A 14,722-nucleotide genomic window follows, 5' to 3' on the forward strand; every position below is an offset into this window, starting at 1 on the left:
CGCTGATGGTAGTGTGGCGTTAGCCATGTGAGAGTAAGTCATCGCCAGCTTTTAAATACGAAAGCCCCCTTAACATACGTTAAGGGGGCTTTTTTATGCCTAAATGAAAGGAAAATAGAATAGAAATAGAAAAATAAAACAAGAAATCAATCAATTCCACATTCAATAAGACATAAAAAAAGGGCATCTGCCCTTTTTTAACACTTAAATTTTAACAGCAAATTTAACCCACCAAATGTCCATATTGCACATAAAGAAAGATTAAAACAGCTAAAGCAACAAGTGGTGCTACGATTTTTGACCACGTTGGCACAACATCATGCACGACTTCGTTTACATCATGTCTGTCCGTGTCGTGGTGAGCAGTATGAACCATTTGATTGAATTCCTTCATTGTTTCGTCTAATGATACATCTTCTTCAATACTAGGTTTAGAGCCTATCAATTCTGTTAGTTGGTTTGTTGACCAAACCCAATCATCGGCTTGCCCAGAAAGATGGTCAATTTGTCCGATCATCAGCTCATTTAAGCCTGTTTTACCTAAATGACCCGTTTGCTCTAACTGTTTAAGCTCTGAAAGCTGTAATGCTAGAATTTCGCTGAGACTACTTTCAAGCTGTTGTTTAGACAATGTCGATTGGTTTTTAGGAGATGTTGTAAGATGCCTTGCAATCTCTTGAATATAAAGCGGGTTTTGATCCTGTATTTCAGTATAGAGCTTGTCACTATCCTTGCGCCACAATTGAATTAGCTTACCCAGTACCAATGCGTTCAATTCAAAAACTTGTTGTTGACGCGTTTGAACTGTACTGCCATTAAGTAAATTTGGGGATTGAAGCAAACTTTGTTCAGCAAAATAATGCACTAAATCAAACGCCATCTTACACTCCGTGATGATCTAATCTAAAAGTCTTAAATTTGGTTTCTTCTTGCTTGTTTCAGGTTCAGTTTTTTCTTGCTCTTCCGATTCTAGAGCATTTTCTGGCATCTGGATATTTGAATATTCACTAGGATCAAAGAAAAGTCCTTGTCCATTTTCACGTGCATATATGCCAACGATCGCGTAGATCGGTACATAGATGTCACGTGAAACGCCACCAAAACGTGCCGAAAAGGTGATGGCATCATTGGTCATCTGAAACTGATGCACGGCATGTGGTGCAATATTTAATACGATTTGTCCATCTTGAATGAATTGTTCTGGAACAGAGGTGTAAGGCTGTGTCGCATCGACCAAAAGATAGGGTGTCAGCTGGTTATCGCAGATCCATTCATAAATTGCACGAGCCATATATGGGCGAGTTGGACTTAACGGTATTTCAGTTTCAGACATTGTGTACTCATCTATAGGTTAATTAAATTACTATAACGACTTTTTTCCTGCGCAGTCATCGATTTAACAAAAGCAGGACGACTAAAAACACGATTACAATACAACGTAATCGGGCGACTGCTGGTTTTAGGCAGCTCTACCCCCATGAGAGATAAGCGTATAAACATTGGGGCAAGCATGCAATCAAGAATGCTAAATGTTTCAGACATAAAGTAGGGGAAATGTTGAAAGAGTGGCACTAGCGATAGCAGCGTATTGCGTAATTCTTTTTGTGCCTTCTGCTGTTGTTCAGGCTGCAATGTATCTGAATGGCGTAGCATGATGTCTGCGAGCTTAAACCAGTCATTTTCAAAACGCCAGATATATTGTCTTTGTTCTGCCCGTGCCGCTGGAGAATCGGCATAGAGCTTGTTTTGACGATATCGATCGTCGATGTATTCTGCAATAATCGAAGCTGAAAACAACTTTAAGTTATTTTCTAGCAGCATTGGCAGTTGGTTGTAGGGGTTTAGACTGGCCAGATCTTCATCTTCATAATCAACGAAAACCGGATGATATTTGATTTGTTTCTCGGCCAATAAGAAGCGGATCCAGTGTGACCTGAAATCATCTGCATGACTGTACAATGTGATTCCTTGGACAGATGGATTTTCAACTGGCATAGCTTAAGATACTAAAAATTCTAAAGGTTGTAGGATACTAAACTTGGGTCTAAAAAGATAATGGCACGCGTATTAGTTATTTATTTTATAGCATAAAGCCTTCATTATTTTAACCCAAACTGTAATGATGGATGCTGCAAATAATCATAAAAAAACCTCGGAAATCCGAGGTTTTTTGTCCAATTCGTAAACGAATTAACGTTTAGAGAATTGAGGACGTTTACGAGCTTTACGTAAACCAAGTTTCTTACGTTCAACTTCACGAGCATCACGAGTAACGAAACCAGCTTGACGTAGAACAGGTTTTAAAGTTTCGTCAGCAGCGATAAGCGCACGAGTAATACCGTGACGGATCGCGCCAGCTTGACCACCAATACCACCACCTTTAACAGTGATGTAAAGGTCAAACTTTTCAGTAACTTCTAAAAGTTCTAAAGGTTGACGAACAACCATACGAGCAGTTTCACGACCGAAATATTGCTCTAAAGTACGGTTGTTAATAACGAGTTTGCCTGTACCAGCTGACAAGAAAACACGTGCAGTTGCGGTCTTACGGCGACCTGTACCATAATTAGTAGCCATGTGCTGTATCCCTTAGATGTCCAAAACTTGTGGCTGTTGAGCAGCATGCGGATGCTCAGTACCAGCGTACACTTTCATTTTTTTGATCATTGCATAACCAAGAGGACCTTTTGGTAACATGCCTTTAACTGCTTTTTCAAGAACAGCTTCAGGCTTGTGAGCGATTAACTTTTCGAAGTTAGTCTCACGGATACCACCAGGGAAACCAGTATGGCGATAGTATTTCTTATCAAGTGATTTTTTACCAGTCACTTGAACTTGTTCAGCATTAATCACAACGATGTAATCGCCAGTGTCAACGTGAGGAGTATAAGAAGTTTTATGCTTACCGCGTAAACGACGAGCGATTTCAGTCGCAAGGCGACCTAAAGTTTTGCCAGAAGCATCAACAACATACCAGTCGTGTTGAACTTCAGCTGGCTTAGCGCTGAGAGTTTTCATTAAACCACTACCTATTATAGTTGGTTTGGACTATGGAATCTGTCCAAACAAAAGGAGTGCAAATTCTATATGAATTTGGGTGGAATCACAATCAAAAAGTTCGCCAAAACCGAGAATTTCAGACTGTTTGCATACAAAATTGATCAAATGGCAGTTTAAGAAAAGTGATGTTGATGTAATCTTTCGCTTTCATTTTTTTAATTACACAGCCATGCATTGATATTTAATACAAATCCACTCAAATGGCTGTGTTGTCTGAGGTATCCATAGGTATACTCAGAGCTTAGCGGAGGATAAATACCATGATGCCCTTATATGTAACCTCAGGAGAGCCGGCAGGCATTGGCCCAGATATTTGCTTGAGTTTGAGTCGCCATCGGTTTGAACGACCTGTTGTGGTCTTGGCAGATCGATCGCTATTACAATCTCGCGCAACACAGCTCGGATATGAGGTTGAGTTACTAGATTATACAGGTCAGCCTGATGCTGCGATGTCTGGACAGCTTTATGTGGAACATGTTCCGTTATTTAAACCTGTTCAAGCCGGACAGCTTGACTCTGCTAATGCAGCGTATGTGATTGAACAATTGACGCGCTCAGCCCACTACGCAATCGAGCAAAAGAGTGTCGGCGTTGCAACAGCTCCCGTACAAAAATCGGTCATTAACGATGCTGGAATTGCATTTAGTGGTCATACTGAGTTTTATCAAGAAATGGCAGGGGTTCCACGCGTGGTCATGATGCTGGCAACGCATAGTTTGCGTGTTGCGCTGGCGACTACACATCTGGCTTTACGAGATGTTCCCGATGCCATTACTCAAACGCGCTTGATTCAGGTGATTGATATCTTGCTGCACGATCTTCGTCGTAAATTTAAAATTGCCACACCACGAATTTTAGTCTGTGGTTTGAACCCTCATGCGGGCGAAGATGGCTATTTAGGCCGTGAAGAGATTGAAATTATCAATCCGGTTTTACAAGCCTACCGAGATCGAGGGATCGATTTAAGTTTGAGTCTGCCTGCCGATACTTTATTTACACCCGAACATTTAAAAGATGCAGATGCCGTGCTGGCGATGTATCACGATCAGGGATTGCCTGTGTTAAAATCACAAGGCTTTGGTGAAGCAGTGAACATTACACTCGGTTTGCCTTTTATTCGCACATCGGTTGATCATGGAACCGCGCTGTCTCTGGCCGGAACCGGATTGGCAAAAAGTACAAGTTTACATGTGGCGGTTGAGCTGGCTTTGGCGCTGGCACGTCAATAATCGAATTACGTTGGAAGTCTTTATGTATCAAATTAATGCCCTAAACCCCAAAGAAGAAGGGCATAAAGCTCGGAAACGTTTTGGTCAGAACTTCTTACATGACCAACGGGTTATTGCAAAAATCGTCCGTTCAGTCAATCCGCGCCCAGGTGATAATGTTGTCGAGATTGGGCCTGGTCTGGCAGCACTGACTTCACCTTTGATCGGTGAGTGTGACGCTTTGACAGTAGTCGAACTTGACCGCGACTTGGCGGCAGGCTTGCCTGAGCGTGTTCCACATCCAGAACGCTTAACAATCGTTGAAGCCGATGCACTCAAATATGATTTTAGTCAGTTAGCGACGCAAGAACGTCCACTTCGTGTGGTGGGTAACTTGCCGTATAACATCTCGACGCCTTTGTTGTTTCATCTGTTGGAATTCGGCGACAAAGTCAAAGATATGCATTTTATGCTACAAAAAGAAGTCGTTGATCGTATCACTGCTGAGCCTAATACCAAAGAATATGGTCGTTTATCGGTCATGATTCAGTATTTCTGTCAGCCTACGTTTTTATTTGAAGTGCCTGCTGGCGCATTTAACCCACCTCCAAAAGTCACCAGTGCGGTATTTCGTTTAGTGCCGTATAAAGAAAAACCGATTGTGGCCAAAGATGAAAAAGCATTGTCTCGTCTGGTTTCTCATGTGTTTACGCAGCGTCGTAAAACCTTGCGAAATAGCCTGAAGGGTATGCTTGCAGACGACGCTTTTGATAAGGCGGGTATCGATCCGATGGCACGCCCGGAAACTTTAACGCTGGCACAATTTGTGGCATTGTCTGATCAAATGGTGTCGTAAGTATGACCACGCGCTACAACTATGTGATTGGTGATGTTCAGGGATGCTTTGAAGCGCTCAAAGCATTGCTCAAAGAAATTCAATTTGACCCAGATTTAGATAAACTTTGGTTTGCAGGCGACTTGGTAGCGCGTGGGGAAAACTCAGTCGGTGTACTGCGTTTTGTTAAGAAACTGGCCGAGCGTGGATGTGCCGAAACGGTTTTGGGAAATCATGATTTAACCTTGATTGCCTGCGCTCGTGGACACAAAAAAGTAAAAGCCAGAGACAATACCCAGCAAGTGCTTGATGCGATTGATGGCGATGAGCTCATAGATTGGTTACGTCGCCAGCCACTGTGTCTGTTTCCCGATCGGCAGACAGTGATTACCCATGCTGGAATTCCGTGTATCTGGACGGCTGAACAGGCATTTGACCTTGCATGTGAACTGGAAACCTATATCGGACATGATGATCTGACTCAACTCGATGCCTTTTTATCTGAAATGTATGGTGAAGCGCCTACATTATGGTCAGATCAATTGACAGGTATGGACAGACTGCGTGCGATTACCAACTACTTAACCCGTATGCGTTTGACCGATGTGCATGGGCGTCTGGAATTTAGTTTTAAAGATGAACTGACAGAACCTATGCCAAAAGGCTTTTTGCCGTGGTTTGATTTTGACTGTCCAGCGGCACATACACACCAGATCTTTTTTGGTCATTGGGCGGCCTTGCAAGGCATGACCATTAACGAACGTATTCAAAACGTAGATGGTGGCTGTGTATGGGGGCGTCGACTCATCGCATACCGATTGGAAGATCAACGGGCTTTTAGCGTTCAAAACCCGCTTGCAGAAGATTGGTAATCAAGTATTGAACCGCAGTAATCACTGCGGTCATTAATATAGTTAAGATGAATGTATTTAAGACTGTAGCGAGAGGACCAAGGTTGGTAACCAAAGGGCAGTAAATACGCCATTGAGTGCCATGCCAAAAGCGGCATAGCGCCCAGCAACAGGGCCTCGCTGCCATGCTTGAGCGGTGCCAATGGCATGTGCTGCAAGACCAAGTGCCAGCCCAGAAGCACGTTCATCATGAATATGTTTTAAAATCCATGGCGAGAAAGCAGCTCCAATCACCCCCGATAAAATCACAATTAAGGTAACCAGTGTCAGTGGTGCATGTAGAAGCGTCGCAATGTTCAGTGCAATCGGTGTCGTTACGGCACGGGTCATAAAGGCCAAAATCGTCGGATGCGACATATGTAGTAAATAAGCCAGACTCACAGGCAGGGCTACAGCACTAAAGCTGGCAAAGCATAAAATACCGATCAGTGATTTGAGTGGCAGATCATCGTAGCGCATGGCCGCCAACGGGATGGCCAATGCAACGGTGACATAGCCAAGCAAATGACTAAATAGTCCGTTTACGCTGTTCATATATTGCTCATAGGGCAGTCCAACCAATGCCAATAATGCAACCACAATAAACATTCCAAATACCAAGACCGGAATTTGAGGTACGCGCTTATTTAAGGGCTTGGCACATACATAGGCAATCAAGGTAATGATAAAGCCGTAAAGAATGGTGAACATGTATTGACGATCTCCTTACAGCCAATGTTTAGCCATTTTGGCATAAACCCAGAGCGGTAATAATGTACTGACGACTAACACAGCTAAAAATAACGGAATTTCACTGCCCATGTGGACCAGCATCATGAGAGAGCCGGCACAGATGGGTAAAAAAGCGAATCCGCTTTCTTTCATAATTTTATTGTTGGTATCGACCAGCCGCGGAGGTACTTTTTTGAATTTACGCCAGATCAGTAAAACAGCAAGTAGCCCGATTAGTCCCACTAAATTGCCTAGCTCGGGATGACCGAAATGTCCCATTCCCCATACCGAGCCTTCTCGAAACAAGATAATTAAGCCGAGCGTGCCGAACCATGCCAGCCAGTCAATCTGTTTTACCCAATCCATGTCACTGTTCTTTTTTGTCTTAATAACCCAAGTTTTAACCGATCTAGCGTTTGATTTCAAACTCTTCGAGTGGTCGTTTGAAGCGCGTTGCCTGTTCACCCAGCACATCGTCTAGTGAAATATGCGCTTGGCGAATCAACTGTTCGAGTTTTTGCGGAGCAATCATGACCTGTAAATGTAAATGTCCTTCGTCATCGAAGGCTTCCGATCGAATCACATTCAGATTGTACAGTTGCGTTCGTAACTTGCCATGCGTGGGTTTGAGTGTAAGCTCAAACATCTGATGTTGACCCATCAGGCATTCTTTGACTGCATTGTGTAGTAAATCGATGCCTTGACCGGAATGCGCAGAGACATAAACCCGCTCTGGCTCATGCGGACGCGCATAAATCAGTTTAGGTTCCTCACCGCTGACATCAATTTTATTATAAACACGTAACACAGGAGACTGTGCACCTATTTCTTTGAGTACACCTTCAACGGCTTCAATTTGTTCGAGCATGTCAGGGCTGCTACTATCGATCACATGCAGCAATAGCGTTGCCTCTAAAGTTTCTTCAAGTGTGGCTTTGAAGGATTCAATCAGATCGTGCTGCAAATTCCGCACAAAGCCCACGGTATCTGCCAACACTACGGTACCGATTCCATCCCAATCTAACCGTCGGAGCGTCGGATCGAGCGTGGCAAATAATTGATCGGCTGCATATACGTCGCTACTGGCCAAATGATTAAACAGGGTAGATTTGCCCGCATTGGTGTAGCCCACCAAAGAGACCGTCGGAATGGCTGCTTTTTGACGCGCGGCACGGCCTTGCAACCGTGTTTGCTGTACTTTTTCCAGTTTGTCTTTGAGCTGGGTAATTCGAATACGGATCAGGCGACGGTCTGTTTCGAGCTGCGTTTCGCCGGGACCACGTAAGCCGATACCACCTTTTTGTTGTTCAAAACCAGCAGACCAGCCACGTACTAAACGGGTCGAGAGATGTTTAAGCTGAGCCAATTCAACTTGCAGCTTACCTTCATGCGTACGTGCACGCTGTGCAAAAATATCTAAAATCAGCCCAGTGCGATCGATCACTCGGCATTTCATGATTTTTTCTAAATTTCGTTCTTGCGCAGGCGTGAGCGCGTGATCAAAAATCACCAGATTGGCCTCTAGCTCGTGTACTCGCTCGGCAATCTCTTCGGCTTTTCCGGAGCCAATAAACAGCTTTGGATCGGGTTTGACGCGCTGCGCAAAAACATGATCTAGTTGTTCTGCACCTGCAGACGATGCGAGTAACGCAAACTCATCGGCATCGAGATCGTCGAGGATATTGACGCTCACACTGACCAAGATGACGCGTTCTTTTTGATGCAGCTCCACAGATTCCACAGGCGCTTTAACTCATGTAAATGGAAAAGGACTATTCTAGAATAATCCTTGAGATGTGGCGAATGAAATCGCATTTAGGCCTTTTAAACAGAGCATTTAAATCAGGCTATGAAATGCTTTTACCGCTAAAATAATCGCACCCGCATATAAAATGGTCCATCCAGCAATCATCTGTAAGATTGGGCCAGCATGAGTGTTGTGGTGATGCTGTTGCTGTTGAAGAGTATTCATATTGCTCTCCTTGTAATCTTAATTATCGATAAAAATATAATAGTTAATTGCTAAAAAGAATTGAAATTGAATTTATTTATGCTGACGTTCGGTTTTTATCATCAATACAAAATTTACCAGATCGGTATAGAATGTACCCAACCTGAATGCATCATGATCTTTATGACAGAACACACTGCTGACACACAATCATCATTAAACCCACTGACTCGCCTAGCGTTATATAGCAAAAAATTTGCGCTGGGTTTGGGCGTTGTTGGAGAAGGATTTTATCTGGTATACCGCCATGGTTTGTACAAGCATCCAAATGATCCTGCCAATACACGCTATGTGCAATATTTTTGTCGGCGCTTGTGTAAGGTCTTTAATCTCGATGTGCGCGTGCATGGTGAAATCCCGCGTGAGCCGGCCTTATGGGTCAGTAATCATATCTCGTGGCTAGATATTGCAGTCTTGGGCTCTGGTGCGCGCGTCTTTTTTCTGTCTAAAGCAGAAGTGGAAAAGTGGCCGATACTCGGTCAACTCGCCAAAGGCGGTGGCACTTTGTTTATCAAACGTGGTTCGGGAGATTCGATTCGAATTCGCGAGCAAATTAGCGCATTTTTGAAAAAAGATATTCCGGTGCTGTTTTTTCCCGAGGCAACCACCACCGATGGTAAAACCATTAAACGCGTGCATGGCCGTATATTAGGTGCTGCACTTGAAGCACAAAAGCCAGTACAGATTTGCCTGATTTGCTATGTTAATCAGCACGGCGAGCTCGATACGGTGGCACCATTTATTGGTGATATGTCTTTTGTTGAACATGTGAAACGTGTATTGGAAATGCCAAAAGTCGTAGCACATTTGATGGCACTGCCTGCCATTTCAGTAGAAGGGCATACACTTAAAAGCCTGACCGATGAAGTTCAGCACAAAATGCACGAAGGCCTTGAAGAATTACATCGGCTAACATTGAAGCAGACGCCACTGACTACATAAAGCCTTCGATCGGTAACCAAGAGACCAGCTTAACCCCTGCCTTTTGCCACCATTTCATACGCGGTTCCTTGGTATATACCTTGGTACCCGTCGGAGTTTGGCGATACCAATTGATTTTATGGTTGGCATCGAGCACCAATTTATATGCATATTTGGTCAGTTGCTGATCCATGGTTTGATGTACTGCTTGTGCCAGTGGCGGGCTATTGAGTACAACACCAATTTCAGTGTTTAAGTACGATGAGCGTGGATCAAAATTAAATGAGCCAATAAACACCTGTTTTTGATCGACTTCCATCAATTTGGCGTGCAGGCTTGAGCGGCTCAAACCTTTCATGCTGACTTTGGCCTTCTTCACCAATTCATCGGTGTATTTGTCCATGTCTTCTTTTTCAAGCGATGGCAAAAACTCGTATAATTGCACGCCGTTTTCTAATAGCTGCTGACGGTACTTGGCATAAAAAGCATGCACTACGGGCACATCATTGGCTTTAAATGAATTGGTCAGTACCCGAATTTTGATGCCTTCATTGGCCAGGTTGGTCAAACGCTTGGCGCCTTCTTTTTCAGGTACAAAGTACGCCGAAATCAAATCTAAATTTTCTTGCGGCTTTTCAATGTTCTTGATCAATTGAAAGTTGAGATGCTGTTCTTTCTTGGCCTTGGCCCGAATTTTATCTGGAGAGTCTTTCACAACAGTCGCTTTAACCCAGTCTAACTGGATATTGTTGTTGAGCCACTGGTCAAAAGCATGCGAACGAGTCGTGAGATCCAGATAGTTTTGTACACTGACCTTGCTAAAGTACTGATCGAGTTGCTGCTTTAAATCTGGATAGCGTAAACGGTGCTGATCTGAGTTGACAATATTTTGTACCGAGTAGGCGTATTTATCGTTCCAGTATTCGTCAAACGACGAGACAATATCATCCACGGCAGCGCCTACGAGCAATACGTCGACATCAGAAAACTGGTAGTTGTCGCTCACGTTATAATACTGATTGGTCATGTTGCGCCCGCCAATCAGTGCCACCTGATTATCGGCGATAAAGCTCTTGTTATGCATGCGTCGATTGATACGCTTTAAATCTAGCACCATATCCATGGCGCGGTATTGACGAAAGCGGTAGGGATTAAACAGTTTTACGTTGATATTTTGGTGCTGCGACAGCGCCAGTAATACGCCTTCCATTTTTTTAGCATTGTTATCATCAATGAGTAAGCGTACTTTGACGCCACGATCGGCAGCACGAATTAAGGCATGTAGCGCCAGTGCACCAATTTTATCGTTATCCCAAATATAGTATTGTAGATCGAGAGACTTTTCAGCCTTGTCAATGAGCCTTAAGCGCGCAGCCAATGCCTCTAAGGGCTCGTACAGTACATGATAGCCTGTCAGATCTGGATTCTGCTGCTTAAGCGGCGTAATAATTTTTGAGAGTGTGGTGTCTGACGTATCTACTTGATTGGCATACTGAGCCACTTCTGGGCCTGGTTTGGGCAGTGTGCTACATCCACTCACTCCAACCACACCAATGAAGGCGCAGGCAACCATAGCACGCGGTATTGCGTAACCGTGTGTCATGGATTTGAAACCTTGTACAGGAGTTTTAGATGATTTCGCCATAATACGTACAAACAAAAATCTGGGCTAGAGTATAATTATTCCATATCTAAAGATAAATAAATGAAATAAAGATGTCTGAGCACGATCTTATTTCCTTTGAGAGCAGGTATGTCGAATTCTAGTTCAATCATTTTTTACTTCTATATATGTTTTGTGCTGTTAGCAGTTTGGGCCATTGCACAGGCTTGGTTGAGTCAATCACGTACCGAGACCATTCATCCCTTTAAAGCATTCGTTCATTTATTGGTGTTTTATCTGTCTTATCTCTTATATCCCTTGGCACTGTTTAGTGCTTACGCGGGATGGACTGGATACTACAGTTCTCAGCAGGCAATTTTTATATGTGTCTTGAGCCTTGTGTTGATTTACGCCCGTTTTATCGAGCCGCATTTTATTCATGTACATCACCATCAATATCGTCTTAATCCCGAGCAACCTTTTCATACACCCGTTAAGGTGGCACTGATTGCCGATTTGCATATTGGACTATTTTCTGGGCATGAACGTCAGCTGCGTACACTGGTGAAAAAGCTCAATCAGTTACAGCCAGACTTGGTGGTGGTCGCTGGCGACTGGACTTACGAACCTGAAAACACATTGGTAGAGGAGCTGAAAATACTCAGTGAAATTCAGGCACCCGTTTATTCGGTACCGGGCAATCATGATGAACAGTATCCTGGTCCTCCGATTCAGCAATTACTGAAAAATGCGCTTGAAAGTAATAATGTGATAGATATTGAAGGAAAAATTATCGATTTTGACGAGTTTCGTTTGATTGGGATCGGTGATTTATGGGCCGGCAAAACCGATATGCGTGCCATGCCTGATTTGCCACAGGATAAACCGTGGTTAATTCTTTCGCATAATCCGGATACCGTCGATATGGTGCCAGCCTTGCCTACACGTCCTTTAATGCTTTCTGGGCATACCCACGGCGGTCAAATTGAATTGCCTTGGGTTACCAGCTACATTATGAAAAAAGTTTCGATTTTAGGCCACAAAAAGGGCCTATATACACACGAACATGCCGATGTTTTTGTGACAGTTGGCACCGGGATGGTGGGGATTCCGTTTCGTTTTCGGGTACCTCCAACCATCGATATGATTGAGTTAATTTAATGACTAAACACTCCTCAATTAAGTGATCCAGAACAGAATGGCGATAATAATCAGTCCAATGCAAAATAGCAAAACAAGCTTAGACATGTCTTTTTTCTTGGTCTGATCTTCAATGCCATGCATCTGATTGGGCATGACAGGTTGAGATGCGAATGTATTGGGATGACGACTGGTATTGTTGCTTTCTAACGAAGAAGATGAACCTTCCACCTCATTTCGACGTTTGATCAAATCAATAAAACATGCATCTAGACTCGGGTAGGTGCGCCTATAAAATTGCTGCATGATTTGATTCCAATGAGGGTGCTGTTCATCAATCCGCTGTTTTTGACCATTTGAATCAATAACATGCATGGTGCGTTTAGCATAGTCGACCTGTATTCTTTCATAGCTTAACGGTGAAGATGATGGTGGAAAATCTGACTCTAGCCACGTATCTGTATGATCTGGATCTTGTTCGATCAGATCCACTGCTTGTTTGGCATCTTGCAAGGAGTAACCACCGTGATCAACCAGATATTTGATGGCTTTGATCTTGTCGCCGTTTTCAATGAGTCCGATCAGTTCATCTAACTGGGTTTCATTGAGCCTAGAGTCCAAGGCGATACGGGATGTTGTTGTTGAGGGCGAAGAGAATAAAATTTCAGGCTGCTGCTCGATTTGATCTGCCAGCATTTTTGCTTGCTGCAAGGAGCAGTGTGTGTGATCCACTATGTATTTCACGGCAGCAACTTTCTGGCCGTGCTGGATCAACTTTGAAACATCTTGGCGTTGTTTTGGAGTAAGGGTTTGCATATTATTCTGATCATTATTGATGCGTTGATCTTATTGTTTAAAAGAATCATTTGGGAAAACAGTGGCTTTTTGTAGCGGTATAAAAAAACCAGCCTAAGCTGGTTTCTTAGAACGATAAACACTTAAATCTGATTATTGACATCTTGGTCTTTGGTTTCACGAATCAGTAAAAAGGCAAGCAGAGACAGCAAAGAAGCGGCAGACATATACCAACCAACTGCCTGTAAGCCATAACCTTCTGCAAGTTTTGTTGCAATGAGTGGCGCAAACGATGCACCAAAGATACCTGCAAGGTTAAAGGTGAGGGCAGAACCGGTATAACGAACGGATGTTGGGAATAATTCTGACAATACTGTACCAATCGGCCCGTAGGTCAGCCCCATAATTGAAAGACCTATGCACAAAAACAGGAACACAAAAAAAGTACTGCCCGATTCAAGCAACGGCGCAAACAATAGACCAAACACTGCTGCTGCCAAACAAATGCCAACCGATGTTTTTTTACGGCCAAATTTTTCGGCCATAACAGCAGAAATTGGAATAAACGCAGCAAAGCAAAGTGTTGCAATCAGTTGAAGCTCTAAAAATTCGCCTCGTGCATAGCCAAGTTTATTGGTGCCCCAATTCAAAGCAAATACGGTGGTTAAGTAAAACACCACAAAGGTACAAATGGCTGCAATAGTACCTAAAACCAGCTTAGAGAAATGTTTGGTAATCACTTCTTTAAATGGAATGTTGACTTCTTTTTGCTTGTCGAGCACTTTTTGGAATGCGGGTGTTTCGTGTAGTTTCAAACGAATATACAAACCCACAAGCACCAAGACTGCACTGGCAATAAAGGGAATACGCCAGCCCCACTGCATAAAAGCAGCGTCCGACATAAAGGCACCCAAGGCCAAAAATGAGCCGGTGGCCAGAATAAAGCCGATTGGTGCGCCAAGCTGCGGGAACATGCCATACCATGCCCGCTTGCCTTCTGGTGCATTTTCGGTTGCCAGTAAGACTGCGCCACTCCACTCACCACCTAAACCCAGCCCTTGGCCTAAACGACACAGTGCCAGCAATAACGGTGCCACAATCCCAATTTGGGTATAGGTTGGCAGCAGGCCGATACAGACCGTAGAAATCCCCATCGTTAAGAGTGCAGCCACGAGCGTTGCCTTACGTCCAATTCGGTCGCCCAAATGACCGAACAAAGCCGCACCGATTGGGCGGGCAATAAAGGCAATTGCAAAGGTGGCCAGCGACTGCACGATGGCTGCACTGCCACTACTTGCTGGAAAAAACAAATGCGGAAAAATGATCACCGCGGCGGTGGCGTAAATATAGAAATCAAAAAATTCGATGGTGGTGCCCACAAGACTGGCGAATAAAACGCGAGTTTTAGAATTTGTGGCAATTTCAGGATTTGCTGTAGTTGTGGTTGACGACATAAATAACCTTACACTTCTTAAAATAAATTCGTTTTTTTGGAAGCGTAATTTTTTAAAAAAGCGATAATTTCTT

Annotated in this window: 17 protein-coding genes; 5 read left to right on the top strand and 12 right to left on the bottom strand. The window is 43.7% G+C overall.

What is annotated here, in order from left to right; translation table 11 throughout:
* Positions 1 to 223: 223 nt before the first annotated feature.
* The 5 genes from QLG00_RS09405 to rplM form a co-directional block, all read right to left on the bottom strand.
* A complete protein-coding gene (locus tag QLG00_RS09405; RefSeq protein WP_212515052.1) occupies positions 224 to 880 on the bottom strand; it encodes a hypothetical protein in 657 nt (218 codons plus the stop codon).
* Positions 881 to 898: 18 nt separating this feature from the next.
* A complete protein-coding gene (locus QLG00_RS09410; protein ID WP_282470863.1) occupies positions 899 to 1,333 on the bottom strand; it encodes a ClpXP protease specificity-enhancing factor in 435 nt (144 codons plus the stop codon).
* Positions 1,334 to 1,344: 11 nt separating this feature from the next.
* Complete coding sequence (locus tag QLG00_RS09415; RefSeq protein WP_004941276.1) at positions 1,345 to 1,995, bottom strand: glutathione S-transferase C-terminal domain-containing protein; 651 nt, start codon at positions 1,993 to 1,995, stop codon at positions 1,345 to 1,347.
* 195 nt (positions 1,996 to 2,190) lie between these two features.
* Positions 2,191 to 2,577 carry a 30S ribosomal protein S9 gene (rpsI, locus tag QLG00_RS09420; protein WP_002048725.1) on the bottom strand — a complete coding sequence of 129 codons (387 nt, stop codon included), beginning with the start codon at positions 2,575 to 2,577 and terminating at the stop codon, positions 2,191 to 2,193.
* Between the two features lie 12 nt (positions 2,578 to 2,589).
* Positions 2,590 to 3,018 (bottom strand): 50S ribosomal protein L13, encoded by a 429-nt coding sequence (gene rplM / locus QLG00_RS09425; protein ID WP_002117832.1) that lies wholly within the window; start codon positions 3,016 to 3,018, stop codon positions 2,590 to 2,592.
* Positions 3,019 to 3,320: 302 nt separating this feature from the next.
* On the opposite strand from rplM, the gene pdxA reads away from it, so the two are divergent.
* Genes pdxA through QLG00_RS09440 form a run of 3 tightly spaced genes read left to right on the top strand, consistent with a single transcriptional unit; the run spans position 3,321 to position 5,975 of the window.
* Positions 3,321 to 4,289 carry a 4-hydroxythreonine-4-phosphate dehydrogenase PdxA gene (gene pdxA, locus QLG00_RS09430; protein ID WP_151746523.1) on the top strand — a complete coding sequence of 323 codons (969 nt, stop codon included), beginning with the start codon at positions 3,321 to 3,323 and terminating at the stop codon, positions 4,287 to 4,289.
* Positions 4,290 to 4,311: 22 nt separating this feature from the next.
* Positions 4,312 to 5,124, top strand: coding sequence for a 16S rRNA (adenine(1518)-N(6)/adenine(1519)-N(6))-dimethyltransferase RsmA (gene rsmA, locus QLG00_RS09435; RefSeq protein WP_125268730.1), 813 nt, complete (start codon positions 4,312 to 4,314; stop codon positions 5,122 to 5,124).
* A gap of 2 nt (positions 5,125 to 5,126) precedes the next feature.
* Positions 5,127 to 5,975 carry a symmetrical bis(5'-nucleosyl)-tetraphosphatase gene (locus QLG00_RS09440; RefSeq protein ID WP_282470864.1) on the top strand — a complete coding sequence of 283 codons (849 nt, stop codon included), beginning with the start codon at positions 5,127 to 5,129 and terminating at the stop codon, positions 5,973 to 5,975.
* Positions 5,976 to 6,032: 57 nt separating this feature from the next.
* Here QLG00_RS09440 and QLG00_RS09445 read toward each other — a convergent pair whose 3' ends face one another.
* From QLG00_RS09445 to QLG00_RS09460, 4 genes are all read right to left on the bottom strand, one after another.
* Complete coding sequence (locus QLG00_RS09445) at positions 6,033 to 6,704, bottom strand: LrgB family protein (RefSeq protein ID WP_004941264.1); 672 nt, start codon at positions 6,702 to 6,704, stop codon at positions 6,033 to 6,035.
* A 15-nt stretch (positions 6,705 to 6,719) separates the two neighbouring features.
* Entirely contained in the window at positions 6,720 to 7,091 is a 372-nt protein-coding gene (locus tag QLG00_RS09450; protein WP_004941262.1) for a hypothetical protein, read from the bottom strand.
* Positions 7,092 to 7,134: 43 nt separating this feature from the next.
* Entirely contained in the window at positions 7,135 to 8,466 is a 1,332-nt protein-coding gene (hflX, locus tag QLG00_RS09455; RefSeq protein WP_119026103.1) for a ribosome rescue GTPase HflX, read from the bottom strand.
* Positions 8,467 to 8,562: 96 nt separating this feature from the next.
* Positions 8,563 to 8,697 (bottom strand): hypothetical protein, encoded by a 135-nt coding sequence (locus QLG00_RS09460; RefSeq protein ID WP_004941256.1) that lies wholly within the window; start codon positions 8,695 to 8,697, stop codon positions 8,563 to 8,565.
* A 162-nt stretch (positions 8,698 to 8,859) separates the two neighbouring features.
* Here QLG00_RS09460 and QLG00_RS09465 point away from each other — a divergent pair, with 162 nt between their 5' ends.
* Entirely contained in the window at positions 8,860 to 9,678 is an 819-nt protein-coding gene (locus QLG00_RS09465) for a lysophospholipid acyltransferase family protein (RefSeq protein WP_025094414.1), read from the top strand.
* Here QLG00_RS09465 and QLG00_RS09470 read toward each other — a convergent pair.
* A complete protein-coding gene (locus tag QLG00_RS09470; protein ID WP_282470865.1) occupies positions 9,671 to 11,260 on the bottom strand; it encodes a phospholipase D family protein in 1,590 nt (529 codons plus the stop codon). The two genes, QLG00_RS09465 and QLG00_RS09470, sit on opposite strands and share 8 nt — an antisense overlap.
* Positions 11,261 to 11,410: 150 nt before the next feature.
* On the opposite strand from QLG00_RS09470, the gene QLG00_RS09475 reads away from it, so the two are divergent.
* Entirely contained in the window at positions 11,411 to 12,421 is a 1,011-nt protein-coding gene (locus QLG00_RS09475; RefSeq protein WP_025094412.1) for a metallophosphoesterase, read from the top strand.
* Positions 12,422 to 12,439: 18 nt separating this feature from the next.
* Here the strand turns inward: QLG00_RS09475 and QLG00_RS09480 are convergent, their stop codons facing one another.
* Positions 12,440 to 13,216 carry a hypothetical protein gene (locus QLG00_RS09480; protein ID WP_151796476.1) on the bottom strand — a complete coding sequence of 259 codons (777 nt, stop codon included), beginning with the start codon at positions 13,214 to 13,216 and terminating at the stop codon, positions 12,440 to 12,442.
* Positions 13,217 to 13,338: 122 nt separating this feature from the next.
* Positions 13,339 to 14,649 (bottom strand): MFS transporter, encoded by a 1,311-nt coding sequence (locus tag QLG00_RS09485; RefSeq protein ID WP_055414740.1) that lies wholly within the window; start codon positions 14,647 to 14,649, stop codon positions 13,339 to 13,341.
* Between the last annotated feature and the right edge of the window lie 73 nt (positions 14,650 to 14,722).

The organism is Acinetobacter sp. V89_7 (genome assembly GCF_029967895.1).
Lineage (GTDB): Bacteria > Pseudomonadota > Gammaproteobacteria > Pseudomonadales > Moraxellaceae > Acinetobacter > Acinetobacter soli.